This window comes from Methanomicrobia archaeon, from assembly GCA_011049045.1.
In the GTDB taxonomy this organism is placed as follows: domain Archaea; phylum Halobacteriota; class Syntropharchaeia; order Alkanophagales; family Methanospirareceae; genus JACGMN01.
Window position 1 is genome coordinate 1 of record DSCO01000001.1, and the last position, 18,031, is coordinate 18,031.

The 18,031-nt window shown below is 56.2% G+C and carries 22 protein-coding genes; 12 read left to right on the forward strand and 10 right to left on the reverse strand.

Annotated elements, in window-relative coordinates; genetic code table 11:
• Positions 1 to 523: 523 nt before the first annotated feature.
• Genes ENN68_00005 through ENN68_00020 form a run of 4 tightly spaced genes read left to right on the forward strand, consistent with a single transcriptional unit; the run spans position 524 to position 5,924 of the window.
• Positions 524 to 2,200: a hypothetical protein gene (locus ENN68_00005; protein HDS44484.1), complete on the forward strand. Its 1,677-nt coding sequence runs from the start codon at positions 524 to 526 to the stop codon at positions 2,198 to 2,200.
• Positions 2,142 to 2,813, forward strand: a complete 672-nt coding sequence (locus ENN68_00010; protein HDS44485.1) for a diphthine--ammonia ligase — start codon at positions 2,142 to 2,144, stop codon at positions 2,811 to 2,813. Before ENN68_00005 ends, ENN68_00010 begins: the two co-directional genes overlap by 59 nt.
• Positions 2,810 to 4,828: a PGF-pre-PGF domain-containing protein gene (locus ENN68_00015; protein ID HDS44486.1), complete on the forward strand. Its 2,019-nt coding sequence runs from the start codon at positions 2,810 to 2,812 to the stop codon at positions 4,826 to 4,828. Before ENN68_00010 ends, ENN68_00015 begins: the two co-directional genes overlap by 4 nt.
• Before the next feature lie 52 nt (positions 4,829 to 4,880).
• On the forward strand, positions 4,881 to 5,924 hold the full coding sequence (locus ENN68_00020) for an iron ABC transporter permease (GenBank protein ID HDS44487.1): 1,044 nt from the start codon (positions 4,881 to 4,883) through the stop codon (positions 5,922 to 5,924).
• Positions 5,925 to 5,953: 29 nt separating this feature from the next.
• Here the strand turns inward: ENN68_00020 and ENN68_00025 are convergent, their stop codons facing one another.
• The 3 genes from ENN68_00025 to ENN68_00035 form a co-directional block, all read right to left on the reverse strand.
• Complete coding sequence (locus ENN68_00025) at positions 5,954 to 6,289, reverse strand: V-type ATP synthase subunit F (GenBank protein HDS44488.1); 336 nt, start codon at positions 6,287 to 6,289, stop codon at positions 5,954 to 5,956.
• A 105-nt stretch (positions 6,290 to 6,394) separates the two neighbouring features.
• Positions 6,395 to 7,060, reverse strand: coding sequence for a hypothetical protein (locus ENN68_00030; protein ID HDS44489.1), 666 nt, complete (start codon positions 7,058 to 7,060; stop codon positions 6,395 to 6,397).
• Positions 7,061 to 7,066: 6 nt separating this feature from the next.
• On the reverse strand, positions 7,067 to 7,384 hold the full coding sequence (locus tag ENN68_00035) for a hypothetical protein (GenBank protein ID HDS44490.1): 318 nt from the start codon (positions 7,382 to 7,384) through the stop codon (positions 7,067 to 7,069).
• 120 nt (positions 7,385 to 7,504) lie between these two features.
• On the opposite strand from ENN68_00035, the gene mobB reads away from it, so the two are divergent.
• From mobB to ENN68_00050, 3 genes are all read left to right on the forward strand, one after another.
• Positions 7,505 to 7,957 (forward strand): molybdopterin-guanine dinucleotide biosynthesis protein B, encoded by a 453-nt coding sequence (mobB, locus tag ENN68_00040; GenBank protein ID HDS44491.1) that lies wholly within the window; start codon positions 7,505 to 7,507, stop codon positions 7,955 to 7,957.
• Positions 7,958 to 8,060: 103 nt separating this feature from the next.
• Entirely contained in the window at positions 8,061 to 8,870 is an 810-nt protein-coding gene (locus ENN68_00045) for a sugar phosphate isomerase/epimerase (GenBank protein ID HDS44492.1), read from the forward strand.
• A gap of 53 nt (positions 8,871 to 8,923) precedes the next feature.
• Positions 8,924 to 9,445: a DUF367 family protein gene (locus ENN68_00050; GenBank protein ID HDS44493.1), complete on the forward strand. Its 522-nt coding sequence runs from the start codon at positions 8,924 to 8,926 to the stop codon at positions 9,443 to 9,445.
• Between the two features lie 161 nt (positions 9,446 to 9,606).
• Here the strand turns inward: ENN68_00050 and ENN68_00055 are convergent, their stop codons facing one another.
• Positions 9,607 to 9,798: a hypothetical protein gene (locus ENN68_00055; GenBank protein ID HDS44494.1), complete on the reverse strand. Its 192-nt coding sequence runs from the start codon at positions 9,796 to 9,798 to the stop codon at positions 9,607 to 9,609.
• 252 nt (positions 9,799 to 10,050) lie between these two features.
• Between ENN68_00055 and ENN68_00060 the strand changes: the two genes are divergently transcribed.
• The 3 genes from ENN68_00060 (at position 10,051) to ENN68_00070 (ending at position 12,146) form a co-directional block, all read left to right on the forward strand.
• Entirely contained in the window at positions 10,051 to 10,566 is a 516-nt protein-coding gene (locus ENN68_00060) for a GNAT family N-acetyltransferase (protein HDS44495.1), read from the forward strand.
• Between the two features lie 68 nt (positions 10,567 to 10,634).
• Positions 10,635 to 11,663 (forward strand): TIGR01210 family radical SAM protein, encoded by a 1,029-nt coding sequence (locus ENN68_00065; protein HDS44496.1) that lies wholly within the window; start codon positions 10,635 to 10,637, stop codon positions 11,661 to 11,663.
• The gene (locus ENN68_00070; protein HDS44497.1) at positions 11,664 to 12,146 is read left to right on the forward strand and encodes a hypothetical protein; all 483 of its coding nucleotides are present in this window, start codon (positions 11,664 to 11,666) and stop codon (positions 12,144 to 12,146) included.
• Here ENN68_00070 and ENN68_00075 read toward each other — a convergent pair.
• The gene (locus ENN68_00075) at positions 12,141 to 12,554 is read right to left on the reverse strand and encodes a TIGR00270 family protein (GenBank protein ID HDS44498.1); all 414 of its coding nucleotides are present in this window, start codon (positions 12,552 to 12,554) and stop codon (positions 12,141 to 12,143) included. The two genes, ENN68_00070 and ENN68_00075, sit on opposite strands and share 6 nt — an antisense overlap.
• Positions 12,555 to 12,634: 80 nt before the next feature.
• Between ENN68_00075 and ENN68_00080 the strand changes: the two genes are divergently transcribed.
• Together ENN68_00080 and ENN68_00085 are read left to right on the forward strand one after the other, a co-directional pair.
• Positions 12,635 to 13,870 carry an AAA family ATPase gene (locus ENN68_00080; GenBank protein ID HDS44499.1) on the forward strand — a complete coding sequence of 412 codons (1,236 nt, stop codon included), beginning with the start codon at positions 12,635 to 12,637 and terminating at the stop codon, positions 13,868 to 13,870.
• Between the two features lie 72 nt (positions 13,871 to 13,942).
• Positions 13,943 to 14,533 carry a hypothetical protein gene (locus tag ENN68_00085; GenBank protein HDS44500.1) on the forward strand — a complete coding sequence of 197 codons (591 nt, stop codon included), beginning with the start codon at positions 13,943 to 13,945 and terminating at the stop codon, positions 14,531 to 14,533.
• 21 nt (positions 14,534 to 14,554) lie between these two features.
• On the opposite strand, the gene ENN68_00090 is transcribed toward ENN68_00085, so the two are convergent.
• From ENN68_00090 to rpsK, 5 genes are all read right to left on the reverse strand, one after another.
• Entirely contained in the window at positions 14,555 to 15,325 is a 771-nt protein-coding gene (locus ENN68_00090; protein ID HDS44501.1) for a ribonuclease III family protein, read from the reverse strand.
• 141 nt (positions 15,326 to 15,466) lie between these two features.
• The gene (fhcD, locus tag ENN68_00095) at positions 15,467 to 16,354 is read right to left on the reverse strand and encodes a formylmethanofuran--tetrahydromethanopterin N-formyltransferase (GenBank protein HDS44502.1); all 888 of its coding nucleotides are present in this window, start codon (positions 16,352 to 16,354) and stop codon (positions 15,467 to 15,469) included.
• A 56-nt stretch (positions 16,355 to 16,410) separates the two neighbouring features.
• Entirely contained in the window at positions 16,411 to 17,097 is a 687-nt protein-coding gene (gene cofC / locus ENN68_00100; GenBank protein ID HDS44503.1) for a 2-phospho-L-lactate guanylyltransferase, read from the reverse strand.
• Positions 17,098 to 17,248: 151 nt separating this feature from the next.
• Complete coding sequence (locus ENN68_00105; protein HDS44504.1) at positions 17,249 to 17,917, reverse strand: DNA-directed RNA polymerase subunit D; 669 nt, start codon at positions 17,915 to 17,917, stop codon at positions 17,249 to 17,251.
• A gap of 21 nt (positions 17,918 to 17,938) precedes the next feature.
• Positions 17,939 to 18,031, reverse strand: a 93-nt coding sequence (gene rpsK / locus ENN68_00110) for a 30S ribosomal protein S11 (protein HDS44505.1), incomplete at its 5' end; no start/stop codon positions are given.

The window sequence follows — 18,031 nt, forward strand, 5'->3', positions numbered from 1 at the left end:
GCCGCTGGTGGGCGCGACCGACTATACGGTAGAAGACGGCGATGTGGTAACCTGGTACTGGAGCAGCAGCATAGAGATGACGCCTGCAGATTCGCCGCGGCTCGTGATCATCACGGTCTCCGTTGCGGCAGATCCAGTATCGCCGGGTCCCGATCCAAGACCCGTTCCGACGCCTGAGCCAACGCCAACGACGCTCCCACCACACCGTAGTGGCGGAGTTCGAGCACCACAGGACGCCGATTCCGACGGCTACTCAGACCTCGAGGAACTCCTTGCGGGGACCAATCCCAATGATCCCGCTGACTACCCCGGCAAAGTGACTGTAGAAGCCACGAGCATGCCATCGCCCACCGCAACGCCAGTACCAACAGCAACGCCGATACCAACCTCCGTCGCACCAGAGCCCGTTCCCGCATCAGCCAGCCCAACGCCTCAGGAGCCTGGTTTTGAAGCTATACCTCTCCTCGCAGGGCTGCTCGCTACAGCCTATCTCCTCAAACGAGAAACGAGCCGGTAACAAAGAATGAGCAGATCAAGCTTCTATCCTTATTTTATCTCTCCTCTGTATCTGTTTGCCGTTCTGTTAGTGGCTTCGATCCTCCTCGCACTACCCCTGACGGTCGCCGCCGTGAGCGATGGGGCGGGATATCCCATGTTCCAGTACAATGCGCAACGTACCGGCAACGCGAGCGGCGCGGCGCCGGGAACCGCAACGCTGCTCTGGCAATCGGGCGAAAAGACCGCCGGCTGCATCCAGGCGGGACCGATCGTTGCCAACGGCCTGGTCTACGTGCCTACCTGGTCATCATGGATGGCTGGCAATGCCACCGATGCGCTCTACTGCCTCGATTTGGAGACCGGCAGGGAAATTTGGAATAACACGGCCGTTCGCGGGGCCTCAACGGCTGCATATGCTAATAACACGCTCTTTCTGGGCACTTCAGCAGGGACCATAGCGTGCGTTAACGCGACGAGCGGTGAAGTCCTCTGGAATAAGCAGATAGATCCGAGTGCTTCGTTCCATGGCATCGCCTCCTCGCCGCTGGTACACGGAAATCTGGTGTACGTCATGAGCTTCTCGGATGGCACGCTCCATGCCTTCTCCTTTGACGGTACCGAGCAGTGGCGCTTCTCCACCGGCGGCCCGATCTTCTGCTTTGCCTCGCCCGCGGCATATGCGGACAAACTGCTCTTCGCCGGGAACGCAGGGGGTGAGCACGCGCTCTACTGCGTCAACCTGAGCACGCACGAGGAGATCTGGAAGTTCACCACGGCCACCGAAATCCGCGCCACACCCACCATCTGGGCGGTCGAAGATTTGGTCTTCTTCTCCACGAAGTACGTCATCGGGAAACCACATGGCCTCTACGCCCTCAATCTGAGCACGGGTGCAGTGTCCTGGAACGTCACGCACAAATCGAGCTGGGCCTCTCCCGCGTTGAGCGATGGGAGACTGTACATCGGAGGCTCGACCGTCGATTCCACCCTCTATTGCTACAACGCACGCAATGGCTCGCTCCTCTGGAAGAATGAGGAGATGGGCGGCGCGGTCGACTCTTCACCGGTTGTCGCTGGCGGGAAGGTGTACTTCGGCACGAATGAAGTTGACGGAACGGTCTTCGCGTTGGATGCGGACCATGGATCCACGCTCTGGAGCTATACGCTTCAGATCCCCCCGGGCTATGGCGGCGGCTATAATATAGCATCATCTCCCGCCATCGCTGATCGCACGTTACTCATAGGAGTCGATAATATCGGCGTGCTTGCCTTTCGTGATCCGCAGTTCGCGGAATTCGATACCGGCACGCCGGAGCATCCTTATCCAAGCATCCCTGGTACCTTGTATGGGTCGCTCACGCCCGCACACGATCTCCTGGTAAATACGATGCTCATACGGGCATGCGATGGCACCGGCGGACATGCCAAATATGGTAGGATATGGAACGATTCGTGGATCGGCGCAACCGCACAGTGGAACGGGTACGTGGGCGATTGGCGCACCATCACATTTTCAGAACCATTTCTGCTACATAAAGACGAGCCCTACTATTACCGTATAGAAACCGGTTCATACCCGCAGTTGCACCATACAAATGAACTTACGGTGAGCGATGGGGTGATCACCTGCACGAAGTTCACCGATGCAAACGGGGTGGCCCATTCCGGGGCTATCCCCGCAATACGGTTGTATTTCCGGTAAGATGAACGAGAATAAGGCCTTCGTGTCCTGGAGTGGCGGAAAAGACAGCTCGCTTGCCTGTTTACGTGCTCTGACGGCGGGCTGCGAGGTCTCGTATCTCCTGAACATGCTGGATGAGTCTGGCGAGCGCGAGCGAGCGCATGGCATTCCCCTGATCCAGGTGAACGCCTCGTGGGGGTATGAGCCCGAATTCAAAGCAGCCGTGCGGAGACTGAAGCGCGAGGGGATAGAACGCGGCGTATTTGGCGATATTGACCTCCGCGAGCATCGCACCTGGGTGGAACGCGTCTGTGAAGAGCTGGTGATCGTGCCTCTCCTGCCGCTCTGGGGAATCGATCCTGACGCACTCTTGCACGAGTTCGTCACCGCTGGCTTCGAGGCTATTGTCGTCGCGACAAGGGTCAATAAGGACTGGCTCGGCCGGACGATCGACGAGTCGTTCATCAGTGAGCTGCAAGAGTGCGAGTTCCACGCAGCCGGTGAATCTGGCGAGTATCATTCCTTCGTCATCAACGGCCCGCTCTTCAAAAGAAGGATTCGGGTGAGTGAAACTGAACGGGTGCGTCATGGCGACCACTGGTTCCTGGATATCAAGCGGGGTGAGCTGGAATGAGCACGCGCACACTCGTGGTTCTCTTTACCGTACTGGCGTTCTGCTCCTGCTCCACGATCTGCGTGGCGGGCAGCGTCACCCCCTGGAACTCCCTCACCAATGACGCTTCTGAGAGCTTATCCCTCGATCTCCACCTGGACGAATATGCGACCGTTGAATGCTCCGTTACTGCCGGCTCGTCCTACCGGTGGACGTGGACGGTGAACGGTGAAGTGATTAAGGAAACTGATGGAACGAGCTCAAATCTCGCGTATGTCGTCAACGACTACGGCAGCTACCATATCAGTGCCCGAGGCACCGGTGGAAATGAGACGATTCAAGCTTCTTGGAACCTGACCGTTTGGCTGGTTATAGAGCAAGAAAACGACGTTCGGGAGCTCGAAGGGCTTAAGGACTATGTCTTACGGCTTTCTAAGAGACCCGAGCGGATCGTTTCTCTGGCACCAAGCTGCACGGAGTTCCTGTTCGCCGTTGGCGCCGGGGATCAGGTGGTCGGTGTGACGGAGTACTGCGATTATCCGCCAGAGGTGGTGGCGAAGAAGAAACGGGGCGAAATAGGCGTGATCGGCGGCTATTCCACACCCAGCTTCGAGAAGATCGTGGCACTCCAGCCCGATCTGATCGTGGGCGCCTATGGCAATCCTGATGACGTGCTCTACTGGCTCGTCGACGAAAGGGCACACCCCGGGGTCACCTATCCGCTCTTTGCACAGAACCCTAAGAACAGTGAGGAGATCTTCCGGCATCTCACGGTGTTAGGCGCGCTTACAGGCTGCAGAGCTGAGGCCGATTCACTGGAGCACGAGCTTCGAGAGCGAGTAGCAGCCATCACAGCAGAGACCGCTTCCCGGCCTCACCAGGAGAAGCCGCGCGTCTTTTATAATATCGGCGATTTCTTCACCGCCGGTGACAATACCTTCGTCAACGAGGTCATTACGCTCGCGGGTGGCATAAACATTGCCGCCGACTCCTCGGGTTACTTTGTCATGAACCTCGAAGAGCTGATCTATCGCAATCCGCAGGTAATTATCTGCGATAGCGGTATGGGGAGCATGAGTCTCGCGTATGAGCAGATCATAGGGGATAAACGGCTGCACATCGTCGATGCCGTAAAAAAAGGATGGGTGTACGTCATTGACGCCGACATTATAGATCGGCCAGGGCCCCGCATTGTGGACGCTCTGGAGCTCGTCTACCAGGATTATAGCGACTTCTTCGCGGCCACACGCCCAACACCCTCACCGTCAGAATCACCTTCATCAGCAAGCAGTGGCGGGTCGAGCGCGAAAGCCGCCCCGACAGCTGCTCCATCGATGCCCGTGCCGTCGCCACAGGTGACCGAGGCCGTGCGAACCGTTCCGGTGCTGAAGGCCGGTGAAGCTGCAGCGATGCTCTTCGTGGATATGGATATCTCGATGCTCACGCTCAGCTCGGATACCACGGTCAGCGATGTAAGAATCGCGATAAAACGTGTGGAGAGACCTCCGAACGTTCCCGCGCCTCCTGATACCACGTATGGTTACCTGGACCTCATGGTCACAGCGGAAGAGAGCGCACGGGTGTCCGGCAGCATTGAGTTTAAGGTGCTGAAATCGTGGTTTGAAGTCCATGACATTGCGGAGTCGACCGTTAGTCTTTCCAGATACGATCCACGAGCTGGGTGGTCTAAACTATCCACCTCGCGAGTCGATGCGGACGATCTCTTCGCCTTCTTTGTGGCGGAGACGCAGGAGTTTTCGCTCTTCGCGATCACGGGAGAGCCGCGAACAAGGGCAACAGGAACAACCGCTCCGTCTGCTGCGCCTACCGCACCACCACGTCCCCCCGGCGATCCCTCGCAACCAGCAACTGCTCCTGCTGCAACACCCGAGCCAGAGACGAGCGCCGCAGGCATTCCGGGATTCGAAGCGATCGGCGCGGCGATTGCGCTGCTCATCATTACGGTCCGCAGGCGAGGTAAAGGACTGAAATCCGGGACGGTGCGCTCATCATTACGATCCGCTGCTTTAAGCTGAGCAGAGCGTATAGGGTGAATGAAGAATCGAGGATGCTGGGCTTCGGAACACGATGAACACGGGATATAACGCACCGGGACTGCGAAAAATACTCCACTGGAAGCTGGTGCTGATTTACTTGCTGCTCTTTCTCTTCCTTTCCATCGTCTTGACCACGGCGATTGGGCCCGTGTACGTGCCGCCGCGGGAGATCGTCATGCTCCTGGGGAGCAAGTTTGGGCTCTGCGTCTCCCCCTCCGTTGCCCATGAGGTCATCATCTTCCAGATACGATTACCGCGGATTTTCCTCGGTCTTCTGGTCGGCATTGCACTCGCCACCGCGGGAACAGCACTCCAGGGCCTGTTCAAGAACCCCATGGCCGACCCCTACATCATCGGCATCGCGTCCGGCGCCTCGGTCGGCGCCGCGCTCTCGATCATGGTCATCCCGCAGGTCTTCTCCCTCTATACCACGCCAATAATGGCTTTTCTTGGCGCGCTCTGCACCATTCTCATCGTCTATAATATCGCGAAGGTCGGCGGTCGCATTCCTGTGGATACTCTCTTGCTCACCGGTATTGCTGTCTCCCTGTTCCTGGGCGCGGTGTTATCTTTTATGATGTCCATTGCCGGCGAGGCATTGCACAACATCTTCTTCTGGACAATGGGCGGCTTCTGGCTCGCGAACTGGACGAAAGTGAAAATAACCGTGCTGCCCGTGCTCCTCAGCTTCGGCGTGATCTATATCTTCGCCAAGGACCTCAACGCCATGCTGCTCGGTGAAGAATCCGCACAGACCCTCGGCATCAATGTCGAGACGGCAAAGCGGATCCTTCTGGTGCTCTCTGCGTTCATCACCGCCGCGGCCGTAGCATTTACCGGTACCATCGGGTTCGTGGGGTTGATCATACCGCACATCACCCGAATTTTGGTCGGCCCCGATCATCGCATTCTCTTTCCCGCGTCGGCACTGCTGGGCGGGATTTTTCTCATCTGGACAGACGCACTGGCACGGGTACTGGCAGAGATGCCCGTTGGCGTGATTACCGCGTTCTTCGGCGCGCCGTTCTTCATCTACCTGCTGAAGAAGCGGAAGAGCGGGTACGCTCTGGCGTGATGGGAAAGGCCGCAAAAACGAACGAGCACTTACTTAACCGCTACACCAACGGCACGCTGGATCAACCGCTGGATCTCATCGAGTTCCTTCTCCATCGGGCCTCGCTTGTCCGGTATTTCCAGGATGATGGGTCGCACGCCTTTCTTCTTCGCGTTGATATCCCGTATCTTCTCGCGGGTACGTGGATCAGCTGCCAGCTGCTCGGTGATGAGAATAATCGCAAAGTCCTCGCGTGCCAGACGATCGAGCACATGGGCGGTATCCTCCTGCTCCCCGTCCAGCCCCTGCTCGTATACCGCGTTCACGCCCGCGAGCCGGAATCCCGTGGCGGTATCAGGATCACCAATTACTGCTACTGCATTCATCTCCCCGTCATTAGATAGCAAGGGTAAGGAAAGCGACGATCATTCCACCCTCGCTCGCTTTCTACACCTCCTTTCTCGTATTGGATGATCAGATATCCCGGTGTATCAGGACGAAGTGCTCTCGAAGAGCGCTTTCACGATCTCCTCCCGGAGACTCGTCGAGAAGCGTGCCATGCGTTGCTCAAAGGTGTTGTTCACCTCGATCTTCCCGTCCGTTTGCCGGACAATAACGCCGCCCACCGATTTCATCTGTTCAGCGGCCAGCGTCAGCTTTAATGCTCTGCCCTGCTCGCGGCTCAGTGCTTTACCCCATTCTGTGAGCTGTGCTTGTGTAATATGTGCTGCTGCTGCATCCTCATCGCTGAGGAGCACGTCCAGGTCTATTCCTGCACTGCTGCTCCCGGTCGCAATGCTCAAGACACTCTCGGTTATGAGCCCCCTCAAGATCTCCGCGTAGGAAACGTCCTTGAACCCCGAGCTCTTCACGCCGGGTATGCGGGTCAGTGCGGACTCCAGGGTTCTCTCGATCATCGCTTCCTCTGTACTCCATTTGAGCTTTCTCGCGTTTTGGCGTGCTGCACGCACCATGCGCTCCTTCTCCTCCGCTCCTTTTCGCTCCTCAGCAGCTAAAAACTGCTGCTTCTGCTGCTCGAGCTCGTTACGCGCTGCTTCAAGCTTCGCGTCAGCCTGCTGCTTCGCGTCGGCCGCGATCTGCTGCCCTTCCTCGCGAGCTTCCGCCCTTATCCGCTCCACCATCTCTTTCGCGCCCATCGACTATCACCTCAGGCCTAAAATGCGCTCCAACACGACCGCAATCGCATGATCGAGATTCGCCTCGGCGGCAGCTTTCAGTTGCTCCGCCTCCGCCTGGGCAGCTTGCAGGATCTTCGCCTCCTCTTGCTTACCCTCCTCGATATGCCGCGCAGCAATCTCAGCGGCTAAGCGCTTCTCTTCCTCACGCGTCTGCTCCTTGAGCCGCTTGATCTCCTCATCAGCATGCTGGAGTATGGTCGAGACGCTCGCTTTTGCCTCCTCGAGTACCTTTCGCCCTTCCTCCTCACCTTCTCGTATGATCTTCAGCGCTTCTACTGCCATCGTTAATAACCTTCTATGCCCGCTTCTCTTTAATAATCCTACCCATTTAAAATCTTCAGCACGGTGTACTCTCTTTAGCAGGGCAAAGGGGCGCTTGTGCGCGTACCGCCGGGCAGATAGATGAAGGTAATCAGTATAGTCGGGAAGCAGAAAACCGGGAAAACGAGCCTTATCGAGCGCTTGATTGCGAGCCTGAAGCATTATGGCACGGTGGGCTGTATAAAGCACGCTCAGGAGTTGGAGTTGGCGATGCCGATCGCTCGTGATACCGATCGGTTCTTCACGGCGGGCGCTGACGTGGTCGTGGGCGTATCGGGTGAACGGAGCATAAAACTGAGCGGTCCACGCGATCTGACGGATTTAATCGAGGAAATGGCGCGGTCAGACATCTCATTTCTGCTCGTCGAGGGGTTCAAAAGCAGCGCATTACCGAAGATCGCGCTGAGCGACTATCTTCCCCATGAGGTCCGGAACGTTCGCAAACGCGTGGAGCTGAAAAGCGGCACGGAAATACCCGATACGGTAGTAAAGGAGCTGGTTGAGTTCATTCTCGCGCTTGACGAGTATGCTTGACCGAACGGAACGCCGCTTCATGATAGGAGCAGGCAGGTTCTGCGACGCTGTATCTTTTTCTCTTTGCGGTTTCTACTGAGTATCGGTAAGGTTGGTGGTTGGTGTGAACGTGACAGTTAGCTTTTCCTCGGTTGATGCCCTTCGCAGTCCCCTTGACTGGATGTACCGGCTCGAGGAGGCCGGCTTCCAGGGCTGGGAGATCGTGAATGAGGGACTACAGAAAGTTGAAGGTGACCTGAAAGAGCGGGTGCAAGCAGTGCATGAAACGACTGATCTCATCTTCTCACTCCATGCACCGCTCTCCGATATCAACATCGGGAGCGTCAACGAGCCGATCTGGAAGGAGAGCGTGCGTCAGGTAAAGGAGAGCATAGAGAGCACCTATGAATTCATCGACGATGTCTGCGTCGTCCACCCGGGCTTCTTCTCGCCGCTCTCCGTGCAACAGCCGGCGTCCGCGGTTCAGAAGGCCGTTCAGGCGCTCACCACACTCTGCGAGTTCGCTGCCGATCGCGGTCTGCGTATTGCGGTCGAGAACTTGACCTCGGCGAATATGCTCATGGGTCGGTATCCCGACGAGCTCGTGCAACTCGTTCGTGAGACGAATATGGAGAATCTGGGGCTCTGCCTCGATGTCGGGCATGCAAACACCACACAGATGCTGGACGAGTTCTTCCGTATTCCCGCGGAGAACGAAGACGTAGAGATCATACACCTGCACGCGAGCGATAATATGGGCGAGCGCGATCTCCATCTCCCGCTGGGGGAAGGCAACCTGGACTGGCACAAAGTGGTTCGCGGCGTGAATGCTACTGACTATTCCGGGCTCATGGTACTGGAGCTCTACACCCTTGAGGCGGGTATCGCGAGTCTGGACTTCCTCAACCACCTGCTCGCACACGACACCCTCTGAGCAGGCTCACCACTTTACGCTCACGCACGCAGTCTATCTACTGAAGCAGCACCATGCGCCTCTATGCCTACGACGCGGGACAGTGTAATCCGAAGAAGTGCACCGCGCGGAAATTGGCGCGGTTCGGCCTGATTACGACGGTCAACGTGCTGCGAAAGATCCCCTACACAACCCTCCTTCTGGTCCCGACCGCGGAGAAGGCGCTCTCACCTGCGGACCGGGTACAAGCAGGCAGCATCACGGTCTTTGATTGCTCCTGGAAACACTATGGTCCCTTTGAAGAGACGTTGAGGCGTTTAAAGCGGAGAAAGCGCGCGCTCCCCTTCCTGATCGCTGCTAATCCTACCAACTACGGGAAACCGTTCATCCTCAGCTCCGTAGAAGCATTGGCCGCGGCATTAGTCATCCTCGGTGAGCGCGAGCACGCGCGTGAGCTGTTAGCGAAGTTCAAATGGGGCGAGGAATTCCTGCGGTTGAACGAGGCGTTGCTGCTCGCTTATGCCGCGGCTCAGGACAGCAGCGACGTGGTCGAGCTACAGAAGCAGTTCATGGATCTGCGAGCACGAAAGCCCTGAGATTTTTCCCCTTCACTAGTTGAGGCTGTCTCGCAATCAATCCTGTGAACAGACCAACAAGTTACGGGAAATAAGACAATCTCGTGAGCCCACAAACCTGAGATGCCAAATTGACGAATGAGCCACCAATTTTTCCCGGGGCAGGGACGTTCTTACCCAACTTACCCCCACACCATCTTCAGGTTATGACCCGTACACACCAGATTAAGCTCCATTCGCGCACCTTTGGTGCCCCTTGTCAGAAACGCTCGGGACTTCCTATTCTGTTTCATGATCCCGAATACCCACTCGACCGTCTCTTTTCCGTTCCGGTATTCCTCTTTTCCAACATCAGATCGCATCTTCGCGGCCATCCGCCGCCGTTCCGCCTCATACCCATCGCTGGTGATGATCCGTTTCTCTTCTTACCGGCGCATTCTGCGCGAGCTGAGAACAGCTATTAACGCTCAGCACATTGTCTCACAATTATCTATCAATTGTCTTAAATATGCTGAGGACATTAAGGACAGATCATTTTGTGTTAGCACGATCGCGTTTTAGAGGGTGGCGGGTAGGATTGTTGGATACCTCTATTTATCGATAAAAATATCCTAGATATACAAGGTATGGCATTCTGCGATATTGACGGGGCGCAGTTCCCGCGGAAATACCGTGCAGTTCCGTTGGGTGAATCGGAGGCAGAGGCTATTTCAGCGGTCTATAAGGCCGTCTGGCTGGCCGCATGTGACTATCCGCAAGAATGGCGTGAGAAGCGCGCGATGACTGCGGACCAGGTCAGGAGCGAGATACAAGCTGGCTACTACTTCTTCGGCGTCTATGCAACAGGCACGCTCGTCGGTGTCTACAAGGCATCCATCACTGAGCGCGGGTGCTACGGCGAGCAGCAGGCGGTACTGCCCGAATACCAGAACCAGGGCGTGGCGTACGCGATGTATGAGCAGTTCCTGGCCTTCGCTAAAACGAATCACTGCAACGTTAACTACGTCAATATCCTCATCGGCAATGAGCCCTGTGAACGTGCCATGAAGCGCTATCACTTCTACAAAACCGGCGAGCCATGGGAGCAAGCAAAAGGGATGTGGGTACAGACCTATGAACGCAAGGTTGACGAGGATTGCTAAAACGCCCTTCCCGCACCTCTTCCGTGGCTTCACCCTTTTTTAGCCGCCACCCACTAGTAAACACAACAATGCCTGCACCAACAACCCCGGCACAAAGACCGGTTGCCGTATGGCTCGCTGAGGATTTCTTGCCCGAGGAGCGACGCGCGATCCGATCACTGACCGTTATACTGAGAACGATTGGCTGCCAGTGGCGGAAATGCACGATGTGCAGCTTCTGGCAGGAATCCGCCCCGGTTACGCAAGCGGATGTGCTCACACAGATGGCGTACGCGCTCCAGAGCAGTCCAGCGGAGGAGTTCGTACTCAAGATCTTCACCTCCGGCAGCTTCCTCGATGAGCGCGAGATCACGGCTGAGACGCGACGAGCAATCGCGGAAATGGTGCGCGAAAGAACCAGGCTGCGAAAGCTCATCGTCGAGACGCGACCAGAATTCGTCACCCCAACCAGGCTTGAGGATTTCACGGGCGGTGCACAGCTCGAGCTCGCAATCGGCCTGGAAACCGCTGATGAATGTATCAGATCGACCTCTATCAACAAGGGCTTTACGTTCGCTGAATATCAGCAGGCAGCGGAGACTGCACGGGACTGCAGTGCAACGGTGAAGACCTATCTGCTGCTGAAACCACCCTGGGTCTCGGAGAAGCAGGCGATTGAGGATGTTATCAGGTCAGCCGAGCGCGTATCGCCGTATTCTTCGACCATCTCCTTGAATCTCTGTAATATTCAGCGGCATACACTCCTGGAAACGCTCTGGAGACGGGGCTATTATCGACCCCCCTGGCTCTGGAGCGCGCTCGAAGCAATCACGGCGATAGCGAAACGCGATCTCGTGGTGCTGTCTGATCCCGTGGGCGCAGGCTATCGCCGTGGCCCGCATAACTGCGGCAGCTGTGATCGCGCGATCACCGCTGCAATCAAGCGCTTCAACGCTACCCAAGATCTAAGCGTGCTCACCCGGCTTGATGAGCTTGAGTGCGCCTGCAGGGACGTCTGGCACACACTGATGGGCCGCGATGCGTTCCTCTTCGGCTCACTACCGTACCTCGAGCGAAAGGTTAACAAACGAGCACACGAATTAGTAGCATATGAGTGAATGAGCATGGAGAGTCTCGAGCACGTGAAACGGGTGGTGGATTACCCGAAATATCTTAAACGGCTGCTGCTCTCATTAGCACTTGCGCTGCTCACGCTGTTCATCGCCTTCGGCTTGATGTTCTTCGCACTTGAGGACCGCGCGATTCCCGGAGCGTTCGTCTTGCTGGTGTTCGCCCTCTTCTTCATCCTCTTTACCGTCTTTTACGAGTCAAAAGCAAGGAGCACGAGCAAGAGTAAGGGAAAAGGCAAGGCGAAGGCGGGGAATTACCTGGGTGAAGGCCTGAAACCGCTCATTAGAGGCGTATTCCTTGGTATCTGTGCCACCTTCGCGCTCGTGACCGTTTTCGGCGGCCTGCTGCTCACGCTTGAGCACGGTTTTGCCGTGATCGGTGGCGAGTTATCGTTTATCTCGGCGCTGGCCATCGCTATGATCATAAGCATGGTATATCTCAGCCTCTTGCGACCACCCAGTACGTCATAGCGAGATCTTGAGGACGCGCTCGAGTTTCGCTCTTACCTCGTCCGTGGGCATAATCTCCTCGTGCTCGATCTTCCGGAGCAAGGACTGCTTCTCGTTGATCCGTTGCGCGAGCTCAGCCTGTTTCAGTCCGACCCGTTCTCGCGCCTCCTTTATCCGTCGGCCGAAATCCTCCGGGATCCCGAGTTCCTCCTCCAGCTCATGATCCATCTGCTCGTACAGGCGCTGCTTTGCCCGTACGAGCTGCTCCTGCTCGCTCGTGAACGATGTGCGCGCCTTTGCTGGCTGGTTCTCCCCTGCGCTCGTGCCGTATCGCGCACATGCGCGACAGACGCGGAGCTGCGAGCTACCAATGGTGATGTACTGCGCCTTTCCCACTATGGTCGCGCCACATATCTCGCATTCGGCCATGCTAAAACCTCCTGCGTCTATCTAACTAACCTCTGCTATCTTATATATGGAGGCGAGCAGTAATAAATAGAGGGGATAACATGAAAGCGAGCAGTGTTGGCGTCCCGTCAGATGATGAGTATTCACGGTACCTTAATGACCGCATCAAGCAACTGGAGGAGTCAAATACCCGGCTGCGAGATCGGCTGGAGCGTATGAATCGCGAGGGGCGGTATTACGAGGATATGCGAACGCGCTATGAGGGCGAGCTGCGAAAGCTGCGGTCTGAACTGGAGAAGTTACGTGCTCCACCGTTGATTATTGGTACGGTCGTTGAGGTAATTGACGATACTAAGCTGGTCGTGCGGAGTAGCACCGGTCCGCGTTTCGTCGTCCATTACTCCCCCCAATTCTGCGAGCCCCAGAAACTCTTCGCGGGCGCACAGGTGGGCTTGAATCAGCAGTCGCTCGCGGTCGTCAGCGTGCTCTCATCAGCAAAGGATCCCTCGGTCTACGGCATGGAGGTGATCGAATCCCCCGACGTTGATTATGGCATGATTGGTGGGTTAGAGAGCCAGATAGAGGAGATAACCGAGATTGTTGAACTCCCGCTCACCGATCCTGAACGGTTCCTGCGTATCGGTGTGGTGCCGCCGAAGGGCGTGCTCCTCATCGGTGAGCCCGGAACGGGCAAGACCATGCTCGCGAAAGCGGTGGCAAACCGTACCTCCGCCACTTTTATCCGCGTCGTTGGCTCTGAACTGGTGCAGAAGTATATCGGCGAGGGTGCCCGGATGGTACGTGAGCTGTTCGAACTGGCGAAGGAGAAAGCCCCCTCCATACTCTTCATTGATGAGATCGACGCGATCGCGGCACGGAGGATCGAAGATGGCACTTCGGGCGAGCGCGAGGTGCAGCGAACGATGATGCAGCTCTTGGCAGAAGTGGATGGATTCGATCAGCGTGGCGAGGTACGTATCATCGGCGCCACGAACCGGCCGGACATTCTCGATCCTGCACTGCTCCGACCTGGTCGATTTGATCGTATCATCCATGTGCCGGTACCGGATAAAAATGGGCGGCTGGAGATCTTCAAGATCCACAGCAAACCGATGAAGCTGGCGAAAGACGTGGATCTCGAGTCCCTGGCGAAACTTACCGAGCGTGCAACGGGTGCGGATATCAAGGCGATTGTGGTCGAAGCAGGCATGTTTACCGCGCGTATGCAGAAAAAAGCGGTGGGTATGGAGGAATTCGAACGCGCGATCAAGAAAATCAAAGAGAGCAAGCAGTGGGATTTCCTCACCACAAAGGAAGCGGGCGTTATGTTCGCCTGAGACGCCCGCACTCTGCTATCAGACCTCTCGGGTACGGTCGGTCGGTAATAGCTTCCCGGGGAATGGAGACACATGCGCGCCACGCAATCACACCAGGTGTGGTTTGAGGTACGGCGAAAAGCGCTGCATCTCTGCGGGATCCTCATTCCTGTGCTCTACCTCCTCTTTCCCAAAGACTGGATCATTCTTGGCTTTCTTATCGGCTTCTGTATTATCGTCCTCATTGAATGGTTACGATTTCGCGGACGTATTACGCTGCCGGCTCTCAGAGAACGGGAGCATCAATGCATCCCCGCCTACGTCTTCTTCGTCACCGGCGCGTTCCTGAGCATTCTCATCTTCGAGAAGACTATTGCGATCACCGCGATACTCATGCTGGCACTCGGAGATACCGCCTCCGCGCTCACCGGCGTGCTCATCGATGCAGAACCACGCTGGCACGAGCGGCGAAGGAAGCGGCTGGAGGTGATGCTCGTGATGTTCGTTACGTGCTTTATAATTGGCTGGCTGATGCTCTGCTCGATACCCCTAGCGGCCCTTGGCGCGCTGGGCGCTACCGTTGCGGACGGGCTGCCGCTGAGCATTCGCGGGTACCACCTGGATGACAATCTCACGATACCGCTCTTTGCCGGCGCGTTGATGTCTGTTGGGGTGGTTTGCTAGGGTGGGTACGGTACACACAGCTCAAAGGGTCTCGCCGGCGTTGAGGCGCCAATCTCGTTTCGCCATATACTCATGCGCCTGCATCAGTACGTCGGTCTCAGCATCCTTCTTGCTCTTAAACCACTGCCCACTTCGTACACCCGCTAACGCCACGAAGTCGCCCGTCGCCGGGTCTTTGATCGCGCACTGTTCGACCCGCCACTCCATCTGGTGCGCCTCGCCTCGTGACTCGTATCTAAACCTGATCTCGGGGTTGCTGCGGTAGATCTCGCGAAATTTGTTCTCAAATTGATTTCGAACCGGCAGGAACGCCTCTTCGGTCGCGAGCCGCTCCTGCAGCCGCGTAAAAAGATCGAACTGCTTTAGAAACTGCTTCACCTCGCGCAGTCCGGTCGCTTCCTCGCTATCCCTGTAGATAGCACCGCACATAGCCTCAAAAACGTCCGCAACCACCTTCGCGCTGATCTCAATGGCGGGTTCTGTCGCTCTGATAAACGCCGTCAACCCGAGTTGCTCGCCGAACGCTGCGAGCTGCTCGTTGCGCTCGATCTCAGCCTTGAGGAACGTCATCTTCCCCTCGTCCAGCGATCCATGCGCAAAAAGGTGTTCAGCTATGATCAAGCTGATAACGCGATCGCCGAGGAACTCCAGTTCCTGATAGTTGGCGATCTCGGGATGCTCCTGCGTGTACGAGCTGGTGGTGAGGGCAGTCAGCAGTAGCGTCTGATCCGTGAACCGGTAGCCGATCCGGCGTTGGAGTTCGGCGAGTGCGGTGGCTGCAAGCTCACTCATTCATGCATGAACGCTCCTTATCCATTATCTCTATAAGTTCACACGCCCGTAGGTGGCGAAACGAAGAATAAAATGAGTGAAGAGGCTGTTCGAGCCTCTCCCGTTCTCCCTGTGACTGTTTGTTGCAGCGTTGCTAACGCGCTACAGCCCCAGGACATCCCTGAGCTGGAATTGATATTTTCCTAATTTCCCCTCGAAGTTACCTGCGCTTATTTTTACCACGTCCGGAACCTTCACCGCAGCCTTTATTCCTATTCGCATCGCTTCTTTAACTGCTTTCTCGCTAACGCCGTTGATCACTATTTCATACACACCATTCACACCTGCGGGTATTTGAGAACCTTCTACTTTATCCCGCAAGGTAGGACAGAACTTCTCATTGGTACTGGCATGCATGAACTTATATTTTGAACCTATTTTCGAGCCTGATGCAACAACACCACCGGTAAAAGGTGTTATTGTGCCCTCTACCTGTCTTATGGCAGCAACACTATTTTCAGCGGCGATTAATGCAGACATCTGATCCTTTGCAAGGATAAAGAAATTACCCCCGGCAACCCCGGCCTGAACGCCGTATTCCTCTTCACAAATAAAATCACCTTCCATCATTGGAATGCCCCAGACTTTACGACCACCTACTTCTTTTTCATATTCATAGCCGTCACCAAAGAAGTGGAGTTTTATAGGGAGTTTTTCTTCTGCGTCGAGACCATTAAACATGGCTGTTGTAGGTGCTGTGAATACACACTGCCCCAATCGTCCCAGCAGTTGTTCCTTTATGCCGTCCTTTTTGAAATGGCAGATCATTATTGCCACTCCCGGACGCCCATCAGGGGTTTCATCACCGGTGAGTACTCTATCGATCCCCGCCTCCGCAGGACAGCCAATGACCGACGTGCCGAACCCTGTCGCCTCTTTCGCCGTTTCCATCGCCCACTTCTCGTTCACCGCCGTGATCAACACACGTGCGACCTTTATGGGAAACGCTTCAGCAAAGGTATCTTCTATCTCAACTCCTTCCCATTCCATTTTTGCCTATCTCCTTGATGTGGCTAGAATGAAGCTCGTGAAGTACAAAAAGGTTTCTATTTTTCTCGCTCTTCCGCTGCGCTGCGCGTGATCATCGCACGGGTCTTCGCCTGCTTATCCACAAGTAGCTGAACACCAATACGACGGAGATATGCGGTCGAGTACCCCTTGCCGTGGATCAATAACTCGATCAGGTCGTCCACCTCATCAATATCTGCGCTGATAAAGAACGAATCGTGGATCGCGAAGCTCAAATGCAGCCGCTGCGCGAGCTCACGATGCTTCGTGAAGCTCGTCCCATAGTAGGAGACTGAGAATGCCGCTGGTTTCCGCAGGAATAGCGCGTTCGTACCCCCTTTTCGGCCCGGCGCGATCACCACCTCCTCGGGATGCGCGACGATCTCATTGATCGTCGCGGGCAGCGCGAGCGGAATATCGGCCATGACGATCAATACCGGCTCCAGTTCGTCCGCGAGCAGATCGTTGAGCGCATCGTTCAAGCCACGGGTGTCCTCACGCATCGTGATACGCATGTTTGACGCGTCATGCTGCTCGGCCACCGTCATGAGATCAGCCGATGTGGCGGTCGTGATAATCTCAACCTCACGGATCGTCGATCGGCCCAGCGTAACTAACACATCCCGGAGCATGCACAGTGCGAGCTCCTCACGTTCGTTCTCGCTCAATAACGCGCCCAAACGTGATTTTGCGCCTGCCTGCTTGAAGGGTATTACCGCTCTCACATCGTCTAGTCTATACCCTCACCCTATTTATAAGGTTTGATTCCGCTTCCTGTCTCTTCAGCCAAAAGCGAGCGGTCGGTCGCGCTCTGTATATAATAGCGGCAGACGCTCCAAACCGGAGCAAAACAGGTCTTCAGATTCAGACAGACGGCTAGCAGATTGCCGTTAACTCGGCGAGCACGTGCTCGCACGTCGCACGCAAAGCATTCGCCGCTTCGCCGATGATCTCATCCACCGGCAGCGCACCATCACTCTCGACCGTAAAGAGCAGGGCACCTTTGTGGTTCCCCTCTACCAGCTCATGATAGCTGCAGGCGGTTACGGCCTGCCACTTCGCATGCTCGCGACCGCATCCCAACCGAGCAACCGCCTCCAGTGCGATCCTTTGGCGGGCAACCGACTTCAAGCCCCCGACTTCACGCTCCGACGAGATCAACTTCACCAGCGGGATATTCCCATATGCCGGCTCCACGGTTGGATCAGAGGAGATAAGCTCCTTGGAGTAGACGACCGTATAACCTTCCCGTTCTGGGCTGGTCGCTTCTAGGGTCAGTGAAATCCGGTCCTCAGGCACGAACTCGTGGCGCTTCGTTCTCAGCGGAATCAAGCCCAACCGGTGCACTAACTGCTCGTCATATAAGTGCGAGGTGTTCTCCAGGATGTTCACCTCATCGATGGCAAGCTTCGCCACGTCCGCGATCATCGTTCGCCGTAACGCATTGGCAAAACGGACCTTCACGCCCGAGAGTATGAACTTCACCTCGGTCTCTCCGCGTTCCGCTATTTCCACATCCATTTCACTCGTATGGTGCGTCTCCATCCCACCAGAGGTCACCGCAACTTAAACGCGCCTACCACGCTTGCCACCCGGCCGCTTCGTGCCGTCGTGCGGGATTGGTGTCACGTCCTCGATCTTCCCGATCCGCAATCCAGC

Excerpts from the sequence above, each read along its gene's own strand:
- ENN68_00010 (HDS44485.1), top strand. The coding sequence starts at position 2,142 with ATGCAAACGGGGTGGCCCATTCCGGGGCTATCCCCGCAATACGGTTGT.
- ENN68_00015 (HDS44486.1), top strand. The coding sequence starts at position 2,810 with ATGAGCACGCGCACACTCGTGGTTCTCTTTACCGTACTGGCGTTCTGC.
- fhcD (HDS44502.1), bottom strand. The coding sequence starts at position 16,354 with ATGGAATGGGAAGGAGTTGAGATAGAAGATACCTTTGCTGAAGCGTTT.
- ENN68_00080 (HDS44499.1), top strand. The coding sequence starts at position 12,635 with ATGAAAGCGAGCAGTGTTGGCGTCCCGTCAGATGATGAGTATTCACGG.
- ENN68_00025 (HDS44488.1), bottom strand. The coding sequence starts at position 6,289 with ATGAATGCAGTAGCAGTAATTGGTGATCCTGATACCGCCACGGGATTC.
- ENN68_00090 (HDS44501.1), bottom strand. The coding sequence starts at position 15,325 with ATGAGTGAGCTTGCAGCCACCGCACTCGCCGAACTCCAACGCCGGATC.
- ENN68_00030 (HDS44489.1), bottom strand. The coding sequence starts at position 7,060 with ATGGGCGCGAAAGAGATGGTGGAGCGGATAAGGGCGGAAGCTCGCGAG.
- ENN68_00065 (HDS44496.1), top strand. The coding sequence starts at position 10,635 with ATGCCTGCACCAACAACCCCGGCACAAAGACCGGTTGCCGTATGGCTC.
- ENN68_00060 (HDS44495.1), top strand. The coding sequence starts at position 10,051 with ATGGCATTCTGCGATATTGACGGGGCGCAGTTCCCGCGGAAATACCGT.
- ENN68_00050 (HDS44493.1), top strand. The coding sequence starts at position 8,924 with ATGCGCCTCTATGCCTACGACGCGGGACAGTGTAATCCGAAGAAGTGC.
- ENN68_00055 (HDS44494.1), bottom strand. The coding sequence starts at position 9,798 with ATGGCCGCGAAGATGCGATCTGATGTTGGAAAAGAGGAATACCGGAAC.
- ENN68_00085 (HDS44500.1), top strand. The coding sequence starts at position 13,943 with ATGCGCGCCACGCAATCACACCAGGTGTGGTTTGAGGTACGGCGAAAA.
- mobB (HDS44491.1), top strand. The coding sequence starts at position 7,505 with ATGAAGGTAATCAGTATAGTCGGGAAGCAGAAAACCGGGAAAACGAGC.
- ENN68_00035 (HDS44490.1), bottom strand. The coding sequence starts at position 7,384 with ATGGCAGTAGAAGCGCTGAAGATCATACGAGAAGGTGAGGAGGAAGGG.
- ENN68_00020 (HDS44487.1), top strand. The coding sequence starts at position 4,881 with ATGAACACGGGATATAACGCACCGGGACTGCGAAAAATACTCCACTGG.
- ENN68_00105 (HDS44504.1), bottom strand. The coding sequence starts at position 17,917 with ATGGAGACGCACCATACGAGTGAAATGGATGTGGAAATAGCGGAACGC.
- ENN68_00070 (HDS44497.1), top strand. The coding sequence starts at position 11,664 with ATGAGCATGGAGAGTCTCGAGCACGTGAAACGGGTGGTGGATTACCCG.
- ENN68_00005 (HDS44484.1), top strand. The coding sequence starts at position 524 with ATGAGCAGATCAAGCTTCTATCCTTATTTTATCTCTCCTCTGTATCTG.
- ENN68_00075 (HDS44498.1), bottom strand. The coding sequence starts at position 12,554 with ATGGCCGAATGCGAGATATGTGGCGCGACCATAGTGGGAAAGGCGCAG.